The sequence below is a fragment of the Roseinatronobacter thiooxidans genome, from assembly GCF_001870675.1.
Classification (GTDB): Bacteria; Pseudomonadota; Alphaproteobacteria; order Rhodobacterales; family Rhodobacteraceae; genus Roseinatronobacter; species Roseinatronobacter thiooxidans.
The window spans coordinates 155792-172567 of sequence record NZ_MEHT01000001.1 but is presented as its reverse complement, the minus strand read 5'-3'; the positions used below and the strand labels follow the sequence as shown (position 1 = coordinate 172567).

Annotated in this window: 15 protein-coding genes; 10 read left to right on the top strand and 5 right to left on the bottom strand. The window is 60.6% G+C overall.

What is annotated here, in order from left to right; genetic code table 11:
* Positions 1 to 5: 5 nt before the first annotated feature.
* The gene (gene dgcA, locus BG455_RS00730) at positions 6 to 968 is read right to left on the bottom strand and encodes an N-acetyl-D-Glu racemase DgcA (protein ID WP_071468033.1); all 963 of its coding nucleotides are present in this window, start codon (positions 966 to 968) and stop codon (positions 6 to 8) included.
* A 71-nt stretch (positions 969 to 1039) separates the two neighbouring features.
* Positions 1040 to 2041 carry an N-acetyltransferase DgcN gene (dgcN, locus tag BG455_RS00725; RefSeq protein ID WP_071468032.1) on the bottom strand — a complete coding sequence of 334 codons (1002 nt, stop codon included), beginning with the start codon at positions 2039 to 2041 and terminating at the stop codon, positions 1040 to 1042.
* Positions 2042 to 2070: 29 nt separating this feature from the next.
* Here dgcN and BG455_RS00720 point away from each other — a divergent pair, with 29 nt between their 5' ends.
* Both BG455_RS00720 and BG455_RS00715 read left to right on the top strand, forming a co-directional pair.
* Positions 2071 to 2289 carry a hypothetical protein gene (locus BG455_RS00720; RefSeq protein WP_071468031.1) on the top strand — a complete coding sequence of 73 codons (219 nt, stop codon included), beginning with the start codon at positions 2071 to 2073 and terminating at the stop codon, positions 2287 to 2289.
* Between the two features lie 16 nt (positions 2290 to 2305).
* Positions 2306 to 3262, top strand: a complete 957-nt coding sequence (locus BG455_RS00715) for an L-malyl-CoA/beta-methylmalyl-CoA lyase (protein WP_071468030.1) — start codon at positions 2306 to 2308, stop codon at positions 3260 to 3262.
* Positions 3263 to 3389: 127 nt separating this feature from the next.
* On the opposite strand, the gene BG455_RS00710 is transcribed toward BG455_RS00715, so the two are convergent.
* Together BG455_RS00710 and dnaE are read right to left on the bottom strand one after the other, a co-directional pair.
* Positions 3390 to 4073, bottom strand: a complete 684-nt coding sequence (locus tag BG455_RS00710; protein WP_071468029.1) for a DUF3800 domain-containing protein — start codon at positions 4071 to 4073, stop codon at positions 3390 to 3392.
* Positions 4074 to 4164: 91 nt separating this feature from the next.
* Positions 4165 to 7608: a DNA polymerase III subunit alpha gene (gene dnaE / locus BG455_RS00705; protein WP_071468196.1), complete on the bottom strand. Its 3444-nt coding sequence runs from the start codon at positions 7606 to 7608 to the stop codon at positions 4165 to 4167.
* Positions 7609 to 7785: 177 nt separating this feature from the next.
* On the opposite strand from dnaE, the gene BG455_RS00700 reads away from it, so the two are divergent.
* From BG455_RS00700 to BG455_RS00685, 4 genes are read left to right on the top strand one after another with little or no spacing between them, the layout of a single operon-like run.
* Positions 7786 to 9312 carry an ABC transporter ATP-binding protein gene (locus BG455_RS00700; RefSeq protein ID WP_071468028.1) on the top strand — a complete coding sequence of 509 codons (1527 nt, stop codon included), beginning with the start codon at positions 7786 to 7788 and terminating at the stop codon, positions 9310 to 9312.
* Complete coding sequence (locus tag BG455_RS00695; RefSeq protein WP_071468027.1) at positions 9309 to 10394, top strand: ABC transporter permease; 1086 nt, start codon at positions 9309 to 9311, stop codon at positions 10392 to 10394. The genes BG455_RS00700 and BG455_RS00695 overlap by 4 nt, the downstream gene beginning before the upstream one ends.
* Positions 10391 to 11320 (top strand): ABC transporter permease, encoded by a 930-nt coding sequence (locus BG455_RS00690; RefSeq protein WP_071468026.1) that lies wholly within the window; start codon positions 10391 to 10393, stop codon positions 11318 to 11320. Before BG455_RS00695 ends, BG455_RS00690 begins: the two co-directional genes overlap by 4 nt.
* A gap of 32 nt (positions 11321 to 11352) precedes the next feature.
* Positions 11353 to 12417, top strand: coding sequence for a BMP family ABC transporter substrate-binding protein (locus BG455_RS00685; protein ID WP_071468025.1), 1065 nt, complete (start codon positions 11353 to 11355; stop codon positions 12415 to 12417).
* A gap of 175 nt (positions 12418 to 12592) precedes the next feature.
* Here the strand turns inward: BG455_RS00685 and BG455_RS00680 are convergent, their stop codons facing one another.
* Positions 12593 to 13357, bottom strand: coding sequence for an SDR family NAD(P)-dependent oxidoreductase (locus BG455_RS00680; protein ID WP_071468024.1), 765 nt, complete (start codon positions 13355 to 13357; stop codon positions 12593 to 12595).
* Positions 13358 to 13476: 119 nt separating this feature from the next.
* Here BG455_RS00680 and BG455_RS00675 point away from each other — a divergent pair, with 119 nt between their 5' ends.
* The 4 genes from BG455_RS00675 (at position 13477) to panB (ending at position 16772) form a co-directional block, all read left to right on the top strand.
* On the top strand, positions 13477 to 14070 hold the full coding sequence (locus BG455_RS00675; RefSeq protein ID WP_071468023.1) for an HD domain-containing protein: 594 nt from the start codon (positions 13477 to 13479) through the stop codon (positions 14068 to 14070).
* Positions 14071 to 14133: 63 nt separating this feature from the next.
* Positions 14134 to 15030: an oxygen-dependent coproporphyrinogen oxidase gene (gene hemF, locus BG455_RS00670; protein WP_071468022.1), complete on the top strand. Its 897-nt coding sequence runs from the start codon at positions 14134 to 14136 to the stop codon at positions 15028 to 15030.
* A 66-nt stretch (positions 15031 to 15096) separates the two neighbouring features.
* On the top strand, positions 15097 to 15966 hold the full coding sequence (panC, locus tag BG455_RS00665; protein WP_071468021.1) for a pantoate--beta-alanine ligase: 870 nt from the start codon (positions 15097 to 15099) through the stop codon (positions 15964 to 15966).
* Positions 15963 to 16772, top strand: coding sequence for a 3-methyl-2-oxobutanoate hydroxymethyltransferase (gene panB, locus BG455_RS00660; protein ID WP_071468020.1), 810 nt, complete (start codon positions 15963 to 15965; stop codon positions 16770 to 16772). The genes panC and panB overlap by 4 nt, the downstream gene beginning before the upstream one ends.
* Positions 16773 to 16776: the final 4 nt, after the last annotated feature.

The window sequence follows — 16776 nt, the reverse complement described above, 5'->3', positions numbered from 1 at the left end:
AGTAGTCAGCCCCACAAATCCGGCAAGGGGGGGTGCACACCCTTTTCATCATAAAACAGGGGTGTCGCCCGATCTTCGGCCAGCAATAACGGGCCATCCAGATCCACCACCTCTGCGCCTTGCGCCACCAGCACCGCAGGGGCCATGGCAAGTGAACTGCCCACCATGCACCCCACCATCACCTTGAACCCCGCGTCGCGCGCCGCATCGCGCAGCGCAAGCGCCTCGGTCAGCCCGCCGGTTTTGTCCAGCTTGATGTTGACCATGTCATATTTGCCCTGCAGCGCGGCGAGGCTGGCGCGGTCATGGCAGGATTCGTCGGCGCATACCGGCAAGGGGCGGGCAATCTCGGCCAGCATGTCATCCGCGCCCGCAGGCAAGGGTTGTTCCACCATCGCCACGCCCAGCCGCAACAAGTGCGGCGCCAGTTCGGTGTAAACCTCTGCGCTCCAACCCTCATTGGCATCAGTGATGATGCGTGTGTCGGGGGCACCGCGCCGCACGGCTTCCAGTCGCGGCATGTCATCCGGTGTGCCCAGCTTGATCTTCAACAGTGGCCTATGCGCATGGCGGCGCGCGGCAAGCTCCATCTTCTCGGGGCTATCCAGCGACAGGGTAAAGGCGGTGATCATGGGCTTTGGCGCATCCAGCCCCGCCAATTCCCACACCCGCTGGCCCGTGGCTTTCGCCTCCCAGTCCCACAGCGCGCAATCTACCGCATTGCGCGCCGCCCCTGCGGGCAGTGCCGCTTGCACAGCGGCCCGCGACAGGCCCGAAGCCAACCCGTCGATCTGCGCGCGCACAGAGGCCATTGTCTCGCCATAGCGGGCATAAGGCACGCATTCGCCCCAGCCTACAGCCCCGTCCCGCGCCACTTGCACGCGCAGCACATCGGCATGCGTGCGCGATCCCCGCGCGATGGTGAACACCTCGGCCAGTGCAAAACGATCCTCGGTGACTGTCAGCATGCCAACTCCATTTTCTTGCTAGAAATACTCTGGGGTGAATTGAGCCGAAGGCGAAAGAGGGGCAAAGCCCCTCAGACCCCCTCTAACGCATCCACCAGACGCGCGGCCCCGTGGCGGAACGGGTCCACTGTCGGCAGGCCCATGCGTGCCTCGACCTGTTCACAATAGGCCAGCGCCGCATCCTCCGACATGGCGGCGGTGTTGATCGAGATGCCCACGACCTTGCAGGCGGGGTTGGCCACGCGCGCCAGATGCAGCGCAGTGTCGCGCAAATCTTCCAGACTTGGCAGCGAATAGCCCGGCAGGCCGCGCATATGGGTGCGTGTCGGCTCGTGGCTGAGGATCAGCGCATCGGGCTGGCCGCCATGGATCAGCGCCATGGTGACACCGGAATAGGACACATGGAATAGCGAGCCCTGCCCCTCGATCAGGTCCCAATGGTCGGGGTCATTGTCGGGCGTCAGCCATTCCACCGAACCGGCCATGAAATCGGCGATCACCGCATCCAGCGGCACGCCGTCGCCGGTGATCAGGATGCCGGTTTGCCCTGTGGCGCGGAAGCTGGCTTTCATGCCGCGCGCGACCATCTCGCGCTCCATGCACAGCGAGGTGTACATTTTGCCGGCTGAACAATCGGTGCCCACTGCAAGGCAGCGCTTGCCGCTGCGTTTCTCGCCATTGGCAATCGGGTATTGCACCGATGGCACGCGCACATCATGCAGGCTGCGGCCTGTCGCTTCGGCCACCGCTTTCAGGTCAGGTTCATCGCGCAGCAGGTTATGCAGGCCAGAGGCCAGATCGAACCCTTCTTCCAGCGCGGTCACCAGCACTTTTTTCCATGCAGCTGAAATGACACCGCCGCGATTGGCCACACCGATGACAAGGGTTTTCGCGCCTGCGGCCTTGGCCTCGGCCAAAGTCATGTCGGGCAGGTTCATGTCGGCCTTGCAGCCCTCCATGCGGAACTGTCCAAGGGCGAATTCGGGCCGCCAGTCCTTGATGCCTTGGGCAACCTTGGCGGCCAGCGGGTCGGGCGCGTCGCCCAGAAACAGAAGATAAGGGGTCTGGATCATGGCAGGCTCCGGTTTAAGGGTGGGTTTCGATGGTGAGTCTTGCGCAGATTATGAAGAATGTTGTCGCTATATTTCACGAGTTTCGTGCAAAGTTGCGCAGGTTCTTCGATGATTTTTGGAAATTGCGCAGGAAATGTGCGCCACGCTTGCCGCATTGCAGCGAAATTCGTTTTGCAGGTGCAGAACGCCGCTTGCGTGCGGTTGCGCAACAATATATCCCAAGGCCCGAGATATTCGACATTTCCTGACCCAGATAGGTGACGCATGAGCTTTCGCATCCAGCCCACACCCGTAGCCCGCCCCAACCGCTGCCAGCTTTTCGGCCCCGGTTCGCGCACGGCCCTGTTCGAGAAGATGGCCGCATCCGATGCGGATGTGATCAACCTTGATCTGGAAGATTCAGTCGCCCCTTCGGACAAGGACAGCGCGCGCGCCAATATCATCGCGGCCACGCATGATGTGGATTGGGGCAAAAAGCACCTGTCGGTGCGGATCAACGGGCTGGACACGCCGTTTTGGTACCGCGATGTGGTGGAGTTGCTGGAACAGGCCAGCGACCGGCTGGACCAGATCATGATCCCCAAAGTGGGCTGCGCGGCAGATGTCTATGCGGTGGATGCGCTTGTTTCCAGCATCGAGGCCGCGAAGGGCCGCAAAAAGCGCATCAGTTTCGAGGTGATCATCGAATCCGCCGCAGGCATTGCCCATGTCGAAGAGATCGCCGCTTCCAGCCCGCGCTTGCAGGCGATGAGCCTTGGCGCGGCCGATTTCGCGGCCTCTATGGGCATGTCGACCACAGGAATCGGCGGGACGCAGGAAAATTATTATATGCTGCGCGAAGGTGCGCAATATTGGTCAGACCCGTGGCATTGGGCGCAATCGGCCATCGTAGCGGCCTGCCGCACGCATGGGGTTTTGCCTGTTGACGGCCCGTTCGGCGATTTCAGCGATGATGAGGGCTTTCGCGCGCAGGCGCGGAGGTCAGCCACGCTGGGGATGGTGGGCAAATGGGCGATTCACCCCAAACAGGTGGCTTTGGCCAATGAAGTCTTCACCCCCTCTGACGCCGCAGTGGCAGAGGCGCGCGAGATCTTGGCCGCGATGGAAGCCGCCAAAGCGCGCGGCGAAGGGGCCACTGTCTATAAGGGGCGGCTGGTTGATATTGCCTCGATCAAACAGGCCGAAGTGATCGTGCGGCAATCCGAGATGATCGCGGGCTGATCGCGCAAGTCGCGCCGCGTGACCTTAACTTGTAATTTACAGCAGATCATATATATTTGCGTAAAGGTTCCCCCCCGATGACAAAAACCCAAGGGGTTTTCCGCAAGGTAGTCGGGGGGGTCATTTCTCAATAATAATCGCGTTTTCCATTGCGGAAAATCTCAAATGCGCTGCGGATTTGGGGCGCGACACTTTGGAACGCAGCGGGGTCTTGATGCTCCCATCTGCGAAAGACTGCCCAGTTGAAGTAATCGGCAATCTGCAACCCGTAATGTGCGCGTGACGCATGGTGCATGATTCTGTAAGGGGTGCGGTCTGGCAGCATGTCTGCCAGTGTGATCTTGATGGCCTTTTCGATTGCATTGCGTTTGCTGGCAACAGGCAGGCTATCTGTAATTACCACCACTTCGCCCAGCCCCCGCTGCGCTTTCTCGATGGCAAAGCGCAGCAAATAGCCCAGCATTTTGGGGTAGAATTTTTCCGGCACTTGCAGGGACGGACCGGTTTTGCGCTTTTCCACGATCACCGCATCGACCGAATTTGGCGGCACTTCCTGTGCAAGCATTCCAAACACCTTGGCGCGCACATGCCGATTGTCATTTGCACAATGGAAATGCTCCATGGCGATGCGCGGTTTTATGCGATGCTCGATCAGATCATATTTGTAAGTATCAAGTGCCGTATGCAACCGGAAGGGCCTGTAAAGGCTGACACAGGTCAGGGTGAAAAACTTGGAACCACTGGACGAAAAGTCAAAATTTCCACCCTCATCCAAGAAAATGTATAAGGTCGGCAGGGCGTCTACAGTCAAATCTCAACTCTTTGCTTGAAAATAAATTATTGAAATAAATAAATTCTTTTGGCCAAAGGGCGGTAAGGCCGCGCCCTACCACCCTTTGGTTCTACAACTCTTCAACCATCACCACACCGCCCAGCGATTTCACAGCACCCTTGATCTGGGGGGTGATGGCGAACATCTGGCCCGTGTCGATGTCATATTCCTGCCCCTGCGCCAGATCGGTGACGCAGAACCACAGCGGCCCGCGCGCGCGCGCTGGCCCCTCCTTGTAGCGCGCCAGAAGGGCTGCGACCGAAGCAATCGCTTCGGGCGATTCGATGTGGATGCGCAAGCCCGCCGCCCCTGCATCGGCCACCACAGCATCAATCGGCTGGATGCCGCGTGCCAGCAGTTTCAGGGTTTCCGCTTCCATCGTCGCCTCGACCGTCAGGACGACATTCTGGCCGGTTTCCAGATACTGGCGTCCTGCCTCTAGCGTGTCGGAAAAGACGGTGACTTCATACAGACCTGTCGGGTCGGACAGTTGCACAAAGGCAAAACGGTTGCCGCGCGCGGATTTGCGTTCCTGCCGCCCCGAGACGGCCCCTGCGATCTTGCCCACAAACGCCCCGCCTGCCGCTTTCCTCTCGACCTCGGTCAGGGTCAGCACCTGTTTGCGCTTCAGCGGGCCTGCATAGTCATCCAGCGGATGGCCGGACAGGTAAAAGCCCACCGCCTGATGTTCATGGCCCAGCCGTTCGGTTGGCAGCCAGTCATCGACCTGCGCCAGACGTGGTTCGGGAATATCCTCGCCCGCCTCGCCGAACAGTGACACCTGATTAGAGGCGCGCGCCTCGTGGATCGCGGCGGAATAGGTAACCAGCTTGTCCAGACTGTCGAAAATGCGACGGCGGTTGCGGTCCAGCTGGTCGAACGCGCCTGCGCGGGCCAGCATTTCCAGCGGGCGCTTGCCCACGCGCTTCAAATCGACGCGGCGCGCAAGGTCGAAGACAGTGGCAAAGGGCTTGTCGCCGCGGGCTTCCACGATCAGGCGCATGGCGTCTACGCCTACGTTTTTCAGCGCCCCCAGCCCGTAGACCAGCGCGCCATTCTGCACATCGAACCGCGCCCGAGAGCGGTTGACGCAAGGCGGCACAACTGCAATCTCCAGCCTGTCCACTTCGCGCTTATAGACTGCCAGCTTGTCGGTCAGGTGCAAATCGCAATTCATCACACCGGCCATGAACTCGACCGGGTAATTCGCTTTCAGATAGGCGGTCTGATAGCTGACCACCGCATAGGCAGCGGCGTGGGATTTGTTGAAGCCGTAATTGGCGAATTTTTCCAGCAGGTCGAACACCTCGCCCGCCTTTTTCGCATCGACGCCATTGGCGATGGCCCCTTTCACGAATTTGGGGCGTTCCTTGGCCATTTCCTCGGCGATTTTCTTTCCCATGGCGCGGCGCAACAGGTCTGCGCCGCCAAGCGAATAGCCCGCCATAACCTGCGCGATCTGCATCACCTGTTCCTGATAGACGATAATGCCTTGGGTTTCTTCCAGAATGAAATCAATCGAGGGGTGGATGGATTCCAGAGGCTTCAGGCCGTTCTTCACCTCGCAATATGTCGGAATATTCTCCATCGGGCCGGGGCGATAGAGGGCCACCAGCGCCACGATATCTTCAATACAGGTGGGTTTCATGCGCCGCAGCGCGTCCATCATGCCCGAACTTTCCACCTGAAACACGGCCACTGTGCGCGCGCTTGCATACAGCTTATACGTCGCCTCATCATCCAGCGGGATGGCCGAGATATCCAGATCAACCCCGCGGCGGCGCAGCACCTCGATGGCGTTCTGAATGACGGTCAGGGTTTTCAGGCCCAGAAAGTCGAATTTCACCAGCCCCGCCTGTTCCACCCATTTCATGTTGAACTGCGTGGCAGGCATGTCGGATCGCGGGTCGCGGTAAAGCGGCACCAACTCATCCAGCGGTCTGTCGCCGATCACCACACCGGCGGCATGGGTCGAGGCGTTGCGCAACAGCCCTTCGACCCGCTGCGCATGGGTCAGAAGGCGGCCTACCACCTCTTCTGATTTGGCGGCCTCGCGCAGGCGCGGCTCGTCGGCAAGTGCCTTTTCAATGCTGACGGGTTTTACCCCTTCGACCGGAATCAGCTTGGACAGTTTGTCCACCTGCCCATAGGGCAGTTGCAGAACCCGCCCAATGTCGCGCACCGCTGCCTTGGACAGCAGCGCGCCAAAGGTGATGATCTGGCCCACCTTGTCATGGCCATATTTGGCTTGGGTGTAGCGGATCACCTCTTCGCGGCGGTCCATGCAGAAGTCGATGTCGAAATCCGGCATCGAGACGCGTTCGGGGTTCAGGAACCGTTCAAACAGCAGCGCATAGCGCAAAGGGTCAAGGTCGGTGATGGTCAGCGCATAGGCGACAAGACTGCCTGCCCCCGACCCACGACCGGGGCCAACAGGGATGTCATTGTCCTTGGCCCATTTGATGAAATCGGCCACGATCAGGAAATAACCGGGAAAGCCCATGCCCTCGATAATGCCAAGCTCGAATTCCAGCCGCGCTTCATATTCGGCCACGGGGGCGGCATGGGGGATGACGGCCAGTCGCGCCTCTAGCCCCGCCTTGGCCTGACGGCGCAGTTCCTGCACCTCGTCATCGGCAAAGCGCGGCAGGATGGGCGCGCGCTTTTCGGCCTTATAGGCGCAGCGCTGGGCAATCTCGACGGTGTTTTCCAACGCCTCTGGCAGGTCGGCGAACAGGGCCGCCATTTCCTCGGGGGATTTCAGGTAATGCTGGGGCGTCAGGCGGCGGCGCGGCGCGGCTTGGTCAACATAGGCACCGTCCTTGATGCAGAGCAGCGCATCATGGGCCTCATACATTTCAGATTTGGGAAAATAGGCGTCATTCGTGGCCACAAGCGGCAGGTTCAGCGCATAGGCCATTTCGACAAAGGCGCGTTCGGTCACGCGCTCTGCCTCCATCATCTGGCCATCGCCATCGGCGTGGCGCTGCAATTCGACATACAGGCGGTCAGGGTAGGTGGCGGCCAGAAATTCCATCAGCGCGCGGGCTTTGGGCATCTGGTTGGTCTGGATCAGCTTGCCCACGGCCCCTTCGGCCCCGCCAGACAGGCAGATCAGACCATCGGAATATTGCGCCAGTTCTTCAAGCGTGACCTGCGGCACCGCCCGATCCTTGGGCAGATACAGGCAGGAATTCAGCTTCATCAGGTTCATATAGCCGCGTTCGGACTGCGCAAGCAGCACCACAGGCGCAGGCATGCGCAGCTTTTCCCCCGGTGCCGGCGGGTCATACGCAACCGAAATCTGGCAGCCCAGAATGGGCTGAAGCCCCGAACCAGAGGCCAAAACCGAAAATTCCAGCGCGCCGAACATGTTGTCGGTATCTGTCACGGCAATGGCGGGATAGCCCTTTGCCACGCTGTCTTTGACCAGTTTCTTAAGCGGAATCGCCCCTTCCAGCAGGGAATATTCCGTATGGGTGCGCAGGTGGATGAAGCGGGGTGTTTGTGTCATGTGTCGCAGTATAAGGCGCGCAGACAGGGCAGGAAAGGGATCAATGATTATCAATGAGGCATTGATTCAGTCTCGTCAGTCTGGGATTAGTTTTTTCTTGTATCGCAGCACCCATGCGGGTTTGCTACTGCCAAGAATATGCCCGAAACAGGGGCGATGACAGGGAGAGTATGTTGCATGCGCAAGTCATTGCTGCGCCTTGAAGGGCTGACCAAAGCCTATCCCGGCGTTGTCGCCAATGACGATGTGTCCTTTGACATAGGCGAGGGGCAGATTCACGCGCTTCTGGGCGAGAATGGCGCGGGCAAGTCAACATTGGTGAAAATGATCTATGGTCTGGTCAAGCCCGATGCGGGCCAGATGACCTTGCGCGACCAGCCTTTTGCGCCTGCCCAACCCTCGGACGCGCGGCGCAAGGGGGTTGCGATGGTGTTCCAGCATTTCAGCCTGTTCGACGCGATGGACGTGGCCGAGAATGTGGCGCTGGGCATGGAAAACCCGCCCCCTTTGCGCGATCTGGCGCGCCGTATCCGCGATGTGTCGGAAGCTTACGGGTTGCCACTGGACCCGACCCGACTGGTGGGCGAGTTGTCGGCTGGCGAGCGGCAGCGCGTGGAAATTGTGCGCTGCCTGCTGCAAGACCCCAAACTGCTGATCATGGACGAGCCGACCTCGGTTCTGACCCCGCAAGAGGTGGACATCCTGTTCCGCACCCTGCGCAAATTGTCGTCCGAGGGGACGGCGATTTTGTATATCTCGCATAAGCTGGAAGAAATCCGCGCACTATGTGATGAGGCCACTATTCTGCGCGGGGGCCGCAAGATTGCAACATGCGACCCGCGCGAGAAATCGGCCCGCGAACTGGCCGAATTGATGGTGGGCCAAGTCCTGCACCCGCCAGAGCGGCCCGCGCGCCCCATGGGCGATGTGGTGCTGAGTGTGGACAAGCTGTCGCTGCACTCCAACAACCCTTTTGGCACGTCGTTGAAAGACATCTCTTTCAGCCTGCGCGCGGGCGAGGTGTTGGGCATTGCCGGTGTGGCGGGCAACGGGCAGGATGAATTGTTGCTGATGCTGTCGGGCGAGTTGCAGGCGCCGTCGGCGCAGGTCCGGTTAAAGGGGCAGCCCGTGGGCCATCTGGGGCCGAACGCGCGCCGCAAGCGCGGGTTGGTCAGCGCGCCTGAAGAACGACTTGGCCACGCCGCCGCCCCGGATATGAGCCTGACATCGAACGCGCTGCTGTCGGCCAGCGAACGCAAGGGGCTTGCGTCGCGCGGGTTTATCGACTGGCCCGCGACCGAGGTTTTCGCCCGCGATATTATCGCGCGGTTCGATGTGCGCACGCCGGGGCCGCATGTGCTGGCGCGCGCGCTGTCGGGGGGGAATTTGCAGAAATTCGTCATTGGCCGAGAGATCGAGCTTGATCCTGATGTGATTGTCGTCAACCAACCCACATGGGGTGTGGATGCCGCCGCCGCTGCAACCATCCGTCAGGCATTGCTGGATCTGGCAGGCAAGGGGGCAGGGGTGCTTGTCATCTCTCAGGATCTGGATGAATTGCTGGAAATCGCCGACAGTTTCGCCGCCCTGAACGAGGGGCGATTGACGCCGGTGCGCCCTGCGCGCGGGCTGGATGTCGAAGAAATCGGCCTGATGATGGGCGGGGCGCATGATATGCATGTGGCACAAGAGGCAAGCGCATGATCCGGCTAGAGAAACGCAAGGAACCCTCGAAATTCTGGCGCATTGCCAACCCGTTTCTGGCCGTGGTGCTAACCATGCTTGCGGGCGGGGTCATGTTTGCGATGCTGGGCAAAGACCCGATTGTGGCGATCCGGCTGATCTTTTTCGACCCCATTTTCTCGGAAACATTCGGCAGCTATTCGCGCCCGCAACTGCTGATAAAATCTGCCCCGCTGATCCTGATTGCGGTGGGGTTGGCCATCGGCTTCAAGGCCAATGTCTGGAATATCGGGGCAGAGGGGCAGTATATTATCGGCGCGCTGTTTGGCGCGGGCGTGGCGCTGGCTTTCTTTCCGGCACCGGGCGCACATATCTTTCCGCTGATGGTGCTGGCAGGCGCGCTGGGCGGGTTTTTGTGGGCAATGATTCCGGCCATTCTGAAAACCCGTTTCAACACCAATGAAATTCTTGTCTCGCTTCTGCTGGTCTATGTGGCGGAACGTATTCTTGCGGCAATGGCGCTGGGCCTGATGCGCAACCCCGATATTGCGGGCTTTCCCGGCTCGCGCGATTTGCGCCGCTATGAAGCTGCGCATAACGCCGAACTGTTTGCAGGGACCGGCATTCACTGGGGGGTGGTGGCCGCGCTGATTGCGGTGATCTTTGCCTATGCCATGATGACGCGGCACATGCTGGGTTTTCACATCCAACTGGCCGGACAAGCCCCGCGCGCGGCGCGCTTTGGCGGGGTGGCGCCTGCGCGGCTGGTGGTGATCTGTCTGGGGATTGCGGGTGCCTTGGCAGGGCTTGCGGGCATGTTTGAAGTGTCTGGCCCCGGCGGGCAGGTGCGGATCGAATTTGCCAGCGGCTATGGCTTTACTGCGATTATTGTGGCCTTTCTGGGCCGGTTGAACCCGTTTGGCATTGTGCTGGCAGGGCTGCTGCTGGGCCTGACCTATATCGGGGGTGAGTTGGGGCAGATGATGCTGCAACTGCCCGGTGCCGCGATACAGGTGTTTCAGGGCATGCTGCTGTTTTTCCTGCTGGCGCTGGATTTCCAGACAAATTACAGGCTGCGGCTGACAAAAGGGGTGCGCGCATGATCCTTGGCTCGATCAATCCTGCGGTGCTGATGGCCGCGCTGATGGTGGCGGCAACCCCGATCCTGCTGGCCGCCATTGGCGAGTTGGTGGTGGAGAAGGCAGGCGTTCTGAACCTTGGGGTTGAGGGCATGATGATCATGGGGGCCTGCGTGGGGTTTATCATCGCGGTCAACACCGGCAGCCCGTTCATAGGCTTTATCGGGGCGGCGCTGGGGGGCATTGCCTTGTCGCTGCTATTTGCGCTTCTGACACAGGCATTGATGACCAATCAGGTTGCCTCTGGCCTTGCGCTGACGCTGTTCGGGCTGGGGCTGACTGCGCTGTTGGGCCAGCAATATGTGGGCATTACCCCGCCGCGCACGCCGAAGCTGGATTTGGGGCCATTGTCCGACATTCCCTTTCTGGGCCGCGCGCTGTTCACGCATGACATCGTGGTTTATCTGACCATCGCACTTGTGGGCGCGGTCTGGTGGTTTCTGAAATACAGCCGTGCGGGCATGATCTTGCGCGCGGTGGGCGAAAACCATGACGCGGCGCATGCGCTGGGCTATCATGTGAAACGCGTGCGGGTGCTGGCGATTATGTTCGGGGGGGCCTGCGCGGGGCTTGGCGGGGCGTATCTGTCGCTGATCCGCGTGCCACAATGGACTGAAGGCATGACTGTGGGCGCAGGCTGGATCGCGCTGGCGCTGGTCGTATTTGCAAGCTGGCGGCCATGGCGGGCCATGGCGGGTGCTTATCTCTTTGGCGGGATTGTCGTGTTGCAACTGAATTTGCAGGCGGCAGGCGTTCGTATCCCTGTCGAGTACTTGTCAATGTCGCCCTACCTGATAACCATTCTTGTGCTTGTCATCATCTCTTCGGGCAAGGGGCGCGGCTTGAACGCGCCCGGCTCGTTGAACAAACCTTTCCACGCCTCTAGCTGAGGCTTCTTCTGCCAACCGGGAGACTGAGAAACATGAAAAAACTGCTAACTGCTGCTGTGCTGAGTGCGGCACTTGCCACACCTGTTCTGGCCGACACCACAAAGGTCGGTTTCATCTATATTGGCCCTGTCGGGGATTTTGGCTGGACAGCTGGCCATGACCGCGCCCGTCAGGAATTGCAGGACCATTTCGGCGATGCGGTTGAAACCAACATCGTCGAGAATGTCGATTATGGCGCAGATGCCGAACGTGTCATGACACAAATGGCGCTTTCAGGCACAGATGTGATCTTTGCCGCATCTTTTGGCTATGGCCCCGATGTGAATGCCGTTGCTGGCCGCTTCCCCAATGTGCATTTCCAGCATGCGACAGGCTATATTCAAGAGCATGACAACATCTCGTTATATGATGCGCGGTTCTATGAAGGGCGCGCGGTTCTGGGGCATATCGCGGGCAAGATGACCGAGACGAACACCATCGGCTATATCGCATCTTACCCGATTCCTGCTGTGATCTCGGGCATCAATTCGGCCTATCTGCATGCCAAGGCCGTCAACCCCGATGTGAATTTCCGCATCATCTGGACCTATTCGTGGTTCGACCCCGCGCTGGAGGCTGACGCCGCCGAGACCCTGATCGAACAAGGCGCTGACGTGATCATGCAGCACACCGATTCCACCGCTGCCGTGCGCGTGGCCGAGGATGCGGGCGTGATGGCCTTTGGTCAGGCCAGCGACATGGTTGAATTCGGCCCAACAGCGCATCTCTCTGCGATTGTGGACCGTTGGGCACCCTATTACATCAGCCGCATTCAGGCGGTGAAGGATGGCACATGGGAAGCCCAGAATTCATGGATGGGCTTTGCCGATGGTGTTATTGAAATGGCACCGTGGAATGACCGTATTCCTGCCGAGTTGCAGCAAGAGGCTGACGCCCTGATCGCTGCCATCGCAGCAGGCGAGTATCACCCTTTCACAGGCCCGCTGAACCGTCAGGACGGCACGCCCTGGCTGGCTGATGGCGAAGTGGCCGAAGATGGCGACCTTGCTTCGATGAACTTCTATGTCGAAGGCATTACCCAGGAACTGCCGAACTGATCTTTGGCGATTTGTCTAAGGAAAGCCCCCGACCTGTGGTCGGGGGCTTTTTTATGCGGGGCTTTTCGAACGCTTGCGGTTCCAAGTGTAAAGCCGCGCAGCGGCGGGCCTACGGCCCTTCTATTCCGCGCGGGGTCTGTCGCCATCGCGCGCGCTTTACCATTGCCACCCGCCCTTACCGCGCTGGCAGTCGTGTCGCCCCGTCCAGCCGGATTGTGGTGCCGTTCAGATACGGGTTCTCGATAATCTGGGCGACCATCAGCGCGAATTCTGCCGGATCGCCCAGCCGCGCGGGAAAGGGGATGTTGGCGGTGATTGCCGCTGTGGTTTCTTCTGGCAAGGCTTCCATCATCGGGGTGCGGAACAGCCCCGGTGCGATGGCCATGCAGCGAATGCCGTCCCGCGCCAGGTCGCGCGCAACTGGCAGCGACATTGCCGCGATCCCGCCCTTGGACGCCGCATAGGCCGCCTGGCCCACCTGCCCGTCCTGCCATGCCGCCGAGGATGTGTTCACCACCACGCCCCGTTCGCCCCCGTCCAGCGCATCCAGCTTGCGCATTTCAGCCGCCGCATGGGCCATGACATTGAACGAGCCAATCAGGTTGACGCGAATCACACGCTCGAACAGCGCGGTGGAAGGGGTGCCATCGCGCCCCACAACCCGCGCTGCATTGGCGATGCCTGCGCAATTCACGGCCATACGCAAGTGCCCGCGCGCCTGTGCAACGGCCTGTGCAACAGCCTCGCCCACTGCCTGCGCATCGCCCACATCGACCTGATAGGCCTGCGCGCCGATTTCGCCTGCAACCTGATGCGCGCGTTCGATGTCGAAATCGAGAATTGCCACTTCGGCACCGCGTGCCGCCAGATGCCGCGCGGTGGCGGCACCCAGCCCGCTGCCCCCGCCTGTGACAAGTGCCAGATGTCCTGCAATTTCCATGCTCACTCCCTGATTTTCATGCAATACGGGCCATGCCCGCAAGAAACATGCGCTCTGCACTGGCTTGCAGCGCCGCATTGGGGCCGTTATGCCATTCCCAAAGCCGCAAGAGAAGCCCCATGCCCCCACCCCCCCGCGCCTGGCAACGCATGTTGTCCGGCCGCCGCCTTGACCTGCTGGACCCAACCCCTGTCGATATCGAGATTGAAGATATCGCGCATGGGCTGGCCTTTGTTGCGCGCTGGAACGGGCAGACGAGGGGCGACTGGCCCTATTCCGTGGCCGAGCATTCGCTGCTGGTTGAAGAAATCTTCACCCGCGCCACCCCCCGCCCCGACCCGCGCTGGCAACTGGCGGCCCTGCTGCATGATGCGCCCGAATATGTGATCGGGGACATGATTTCCCCCGTCAAGGCGGCGGTCGGCCCCAGCTACGGAGAGTTGGATGACCGGCTAAGCGCTGCAATACATATCCGCTTTGGCCTGCCAGCGCGCCTGCCCGCCGCGATAAAAAAGCGCATCAAATCCGCCGATAAACTGTCCGCATGGCTGGAAGCCACGCAAATCGCAGGCTTTACCGAGGCAGAGGCGAACCGCTTTTTCGGCCGTATTGACCCCGCACTGCTGGAAGGTCTTTCGCTGCATCTGCGCCCCCCGCGAGAGGCGCGCACCGCCTATCTGGCACGCCATGCGGCATTGCTGGCGAAAATGTAAACTTATCTTGTCACTTTTACCGTGCCGTGCCAAATCTGTGGCGTAGCGAAAAGGATACTGCCCATGACCGACGATCTGTTCACCGACCGCAAGCGCCGCGCCGCCCTTTGGTTCCGCGAGCTGCGTGACCAGATCGTTGCCGCATTCGAGGGGGTGGAAGATGCCCATACCGATGGCCCCCACTCGGGCGGCGCGCCGGGCCGGTTCGAGCTGCGCGAAACCTCGCGCCAAGGGCCGGACGGGTCTGACGCAGGCGGCGGGCTGATGAGCGTGATGCGCGGCGGGCGCGTATTCGAGAAGGTGGGCGTCAATGTCTCGGAAGTTTATGGGCCTTTGGGCGATCAGGCGCAGCGGTCGCTGACCGCGCGCAAGGAGATTCCGGGCCTGCAAGATGACCCCCGTTTCTGGGCCAGCGGCATTTCGCTGGTCGCGCATATGCAAAACCCCCATGTGCCTGCGGTGCATATGAACACCCGCATGTTCTGGACACCGGGCGGCTGGTGGTTTGGCGGCGGCTCCGACTTGAACCCCTGCATTGAATACGCGGAAGATACGGCAGATTTCCACGCCACACTCCAGCGCCATTGCGACCCGCATGGTGCCGACCTCTACCCCCGTTTCAAGGAATGGGCGGATGAATATTTCTTCATCCCGCACCGTAAACGCGCGCGCGGCGTGGGCGGCATTTTCTATGACGACCATTGCACCGGCGATTGGGAGGCTGATTTCGCCTTCACTCAAGATGTGGGCCGCGCCTTTCTGCCCGCCTTCCTTGCGCAGGTCGAACGGCGGCGGATGATGGACTGGTCCGATGCCGATAAGGAAACCCAGCTTATCCATCGCGGGCTATATGCCGAATATAACCTTGTGTACGATCGCGGCACCAAATTCGGCCTGCAAACAGGGCATGACCCCGATGCGGTGCTGATGTCGCTGCCGCCCTTCGCGCGCTGGGTGTAAGCCATAATCTTGCGCGCGCTGTCGGCTGGCCCTAAAGATGGCGTGATCCATCCGCGAGAGGGCTTGATGCAGATTTGCCGAACGAAAGCCGCGATTCGCGCAGAAATTTCAGCGTGGCGCGCAAGCGGCGCTTCTATTGTGCTTGTGCCCACTATGGGCTTTTTGCACGAAGGGCATTTGTCGCTGATGCGGCTTGCGCGGGCCCGCGCGGGCGCGGGCGGCAAGGTCATCGCCTCGATCTTCGTGAACCCCACGCAATTCGGCCCCGGCGAAGACCTTGACAGCTACCCCCGCGATGAGGCGCGCGATTTCGATTTGCTGCGCGCCGAAGGGGTGGATGCCGTCTTCGCCCCCGAGGTGGCCGAGGTGTATGACCCGCAAGCGCAAACCAGTGTCGATACGGCGGAATTGTCGCGCATCCTGATTGGCAAGCTGCGGCCGGGGCATTTTCGCGGTGTCGCCACTGTTGTAACCAAGCTGTTCAACATCATCCGCCCCGATGCGGCGGTGTTTGGCGAAAAGGATTTTCAGCAACTTGCTGTCATCCGCACCATGGTGCGCGATCTGGATATGGAGATTGACATCATCGGCGGCCCCATCGCGCGCGAAGCAGATGGTCTGGCCATGTCGTCGCGCAATGTGCGCCTGTCGCCTGCCGACCGCGCCGCCGCGCCCGTTCTGGCCCGCGCGCTGGATCAGGCGCAGGACATGGCCCCCACAGGCATCACCGCCTCGCGCTTGCGCAGCCATGTGCGCGCCACGCTAGAGGCAGAGCCGCGCGCCTTGGTGCAATCGGTTGATATTCGCGATGCGGCCACCCTTGAAACCATTGCAGGCCCGCTGACGCGGCCTGCTGTCATTCTGCTGGCCGCGAAATTCGGACAGGTGTTTCTGATCGACAACCGCGTTCTATACCCCGCAAAGGAGAGCACATGAGCACGCAAGCCCCCATCCGCCGTATGACGGTTCCGCAAATCCGCGCGAAAAAGGGCGGCGAGCCGATCATCTCGCTGACCTCGTATCATGCGCATACAGCCGCGATTGTGGATAAATACGCCGATTTTATTCTGGTGGGCGACAGTCTGGGCATGGTCATGCACGGCATGGACAGCACCATCGGTGTGCCGCTGGATCTGATGATCATGCATGGCCGCGCAGTGGTGCGCGGCACCAAACGCGCGCTGATCGTGGTTGATATGCCTTTCGGCACCTATGAGGAAAGCCCCAATATGGCGTTCCGCAACGCGGCCAAGATCATGAAGGAAACCGCCTGTGGCGCGGTCAAGCTGGAAGGGGGCGCGCGCATGGCCGAAACCATCCATTTCCTGACCGAACGCGGCATTCCCGTCATGGCCCATATCGGCCTGACCCCGCAATCCAGCCATGTGATGGGCGGCTTCAAGACGCAAGGCCGCGACGAGGAGACGTGGGCCGCGCATATCAACGATGCAGTTGCCGTGGCCGATGCTGGCGCGTTTTCGCTGGTGGTTGAAGGGGTGGTGGAACCGCTGGCCGACAAGATTACAGCGGCGGTGGATATTCCCACCATCGGGATTGGCGCATCGGCCAAGTGCGACGGGCAGATTTTGGTGCTGGAAGATATGCTGGGCCTGAACCCGTGGGTGCCGAAATTCGTCAAGAAATATGGCGACCTTGGCCCCGCGATTGAACGCGCGGTGGCGGATTACGCAGAAGAGGTCAAAACCCGCACATTCCCCGGCGAAGACCATGTGTATCGCTGACAGG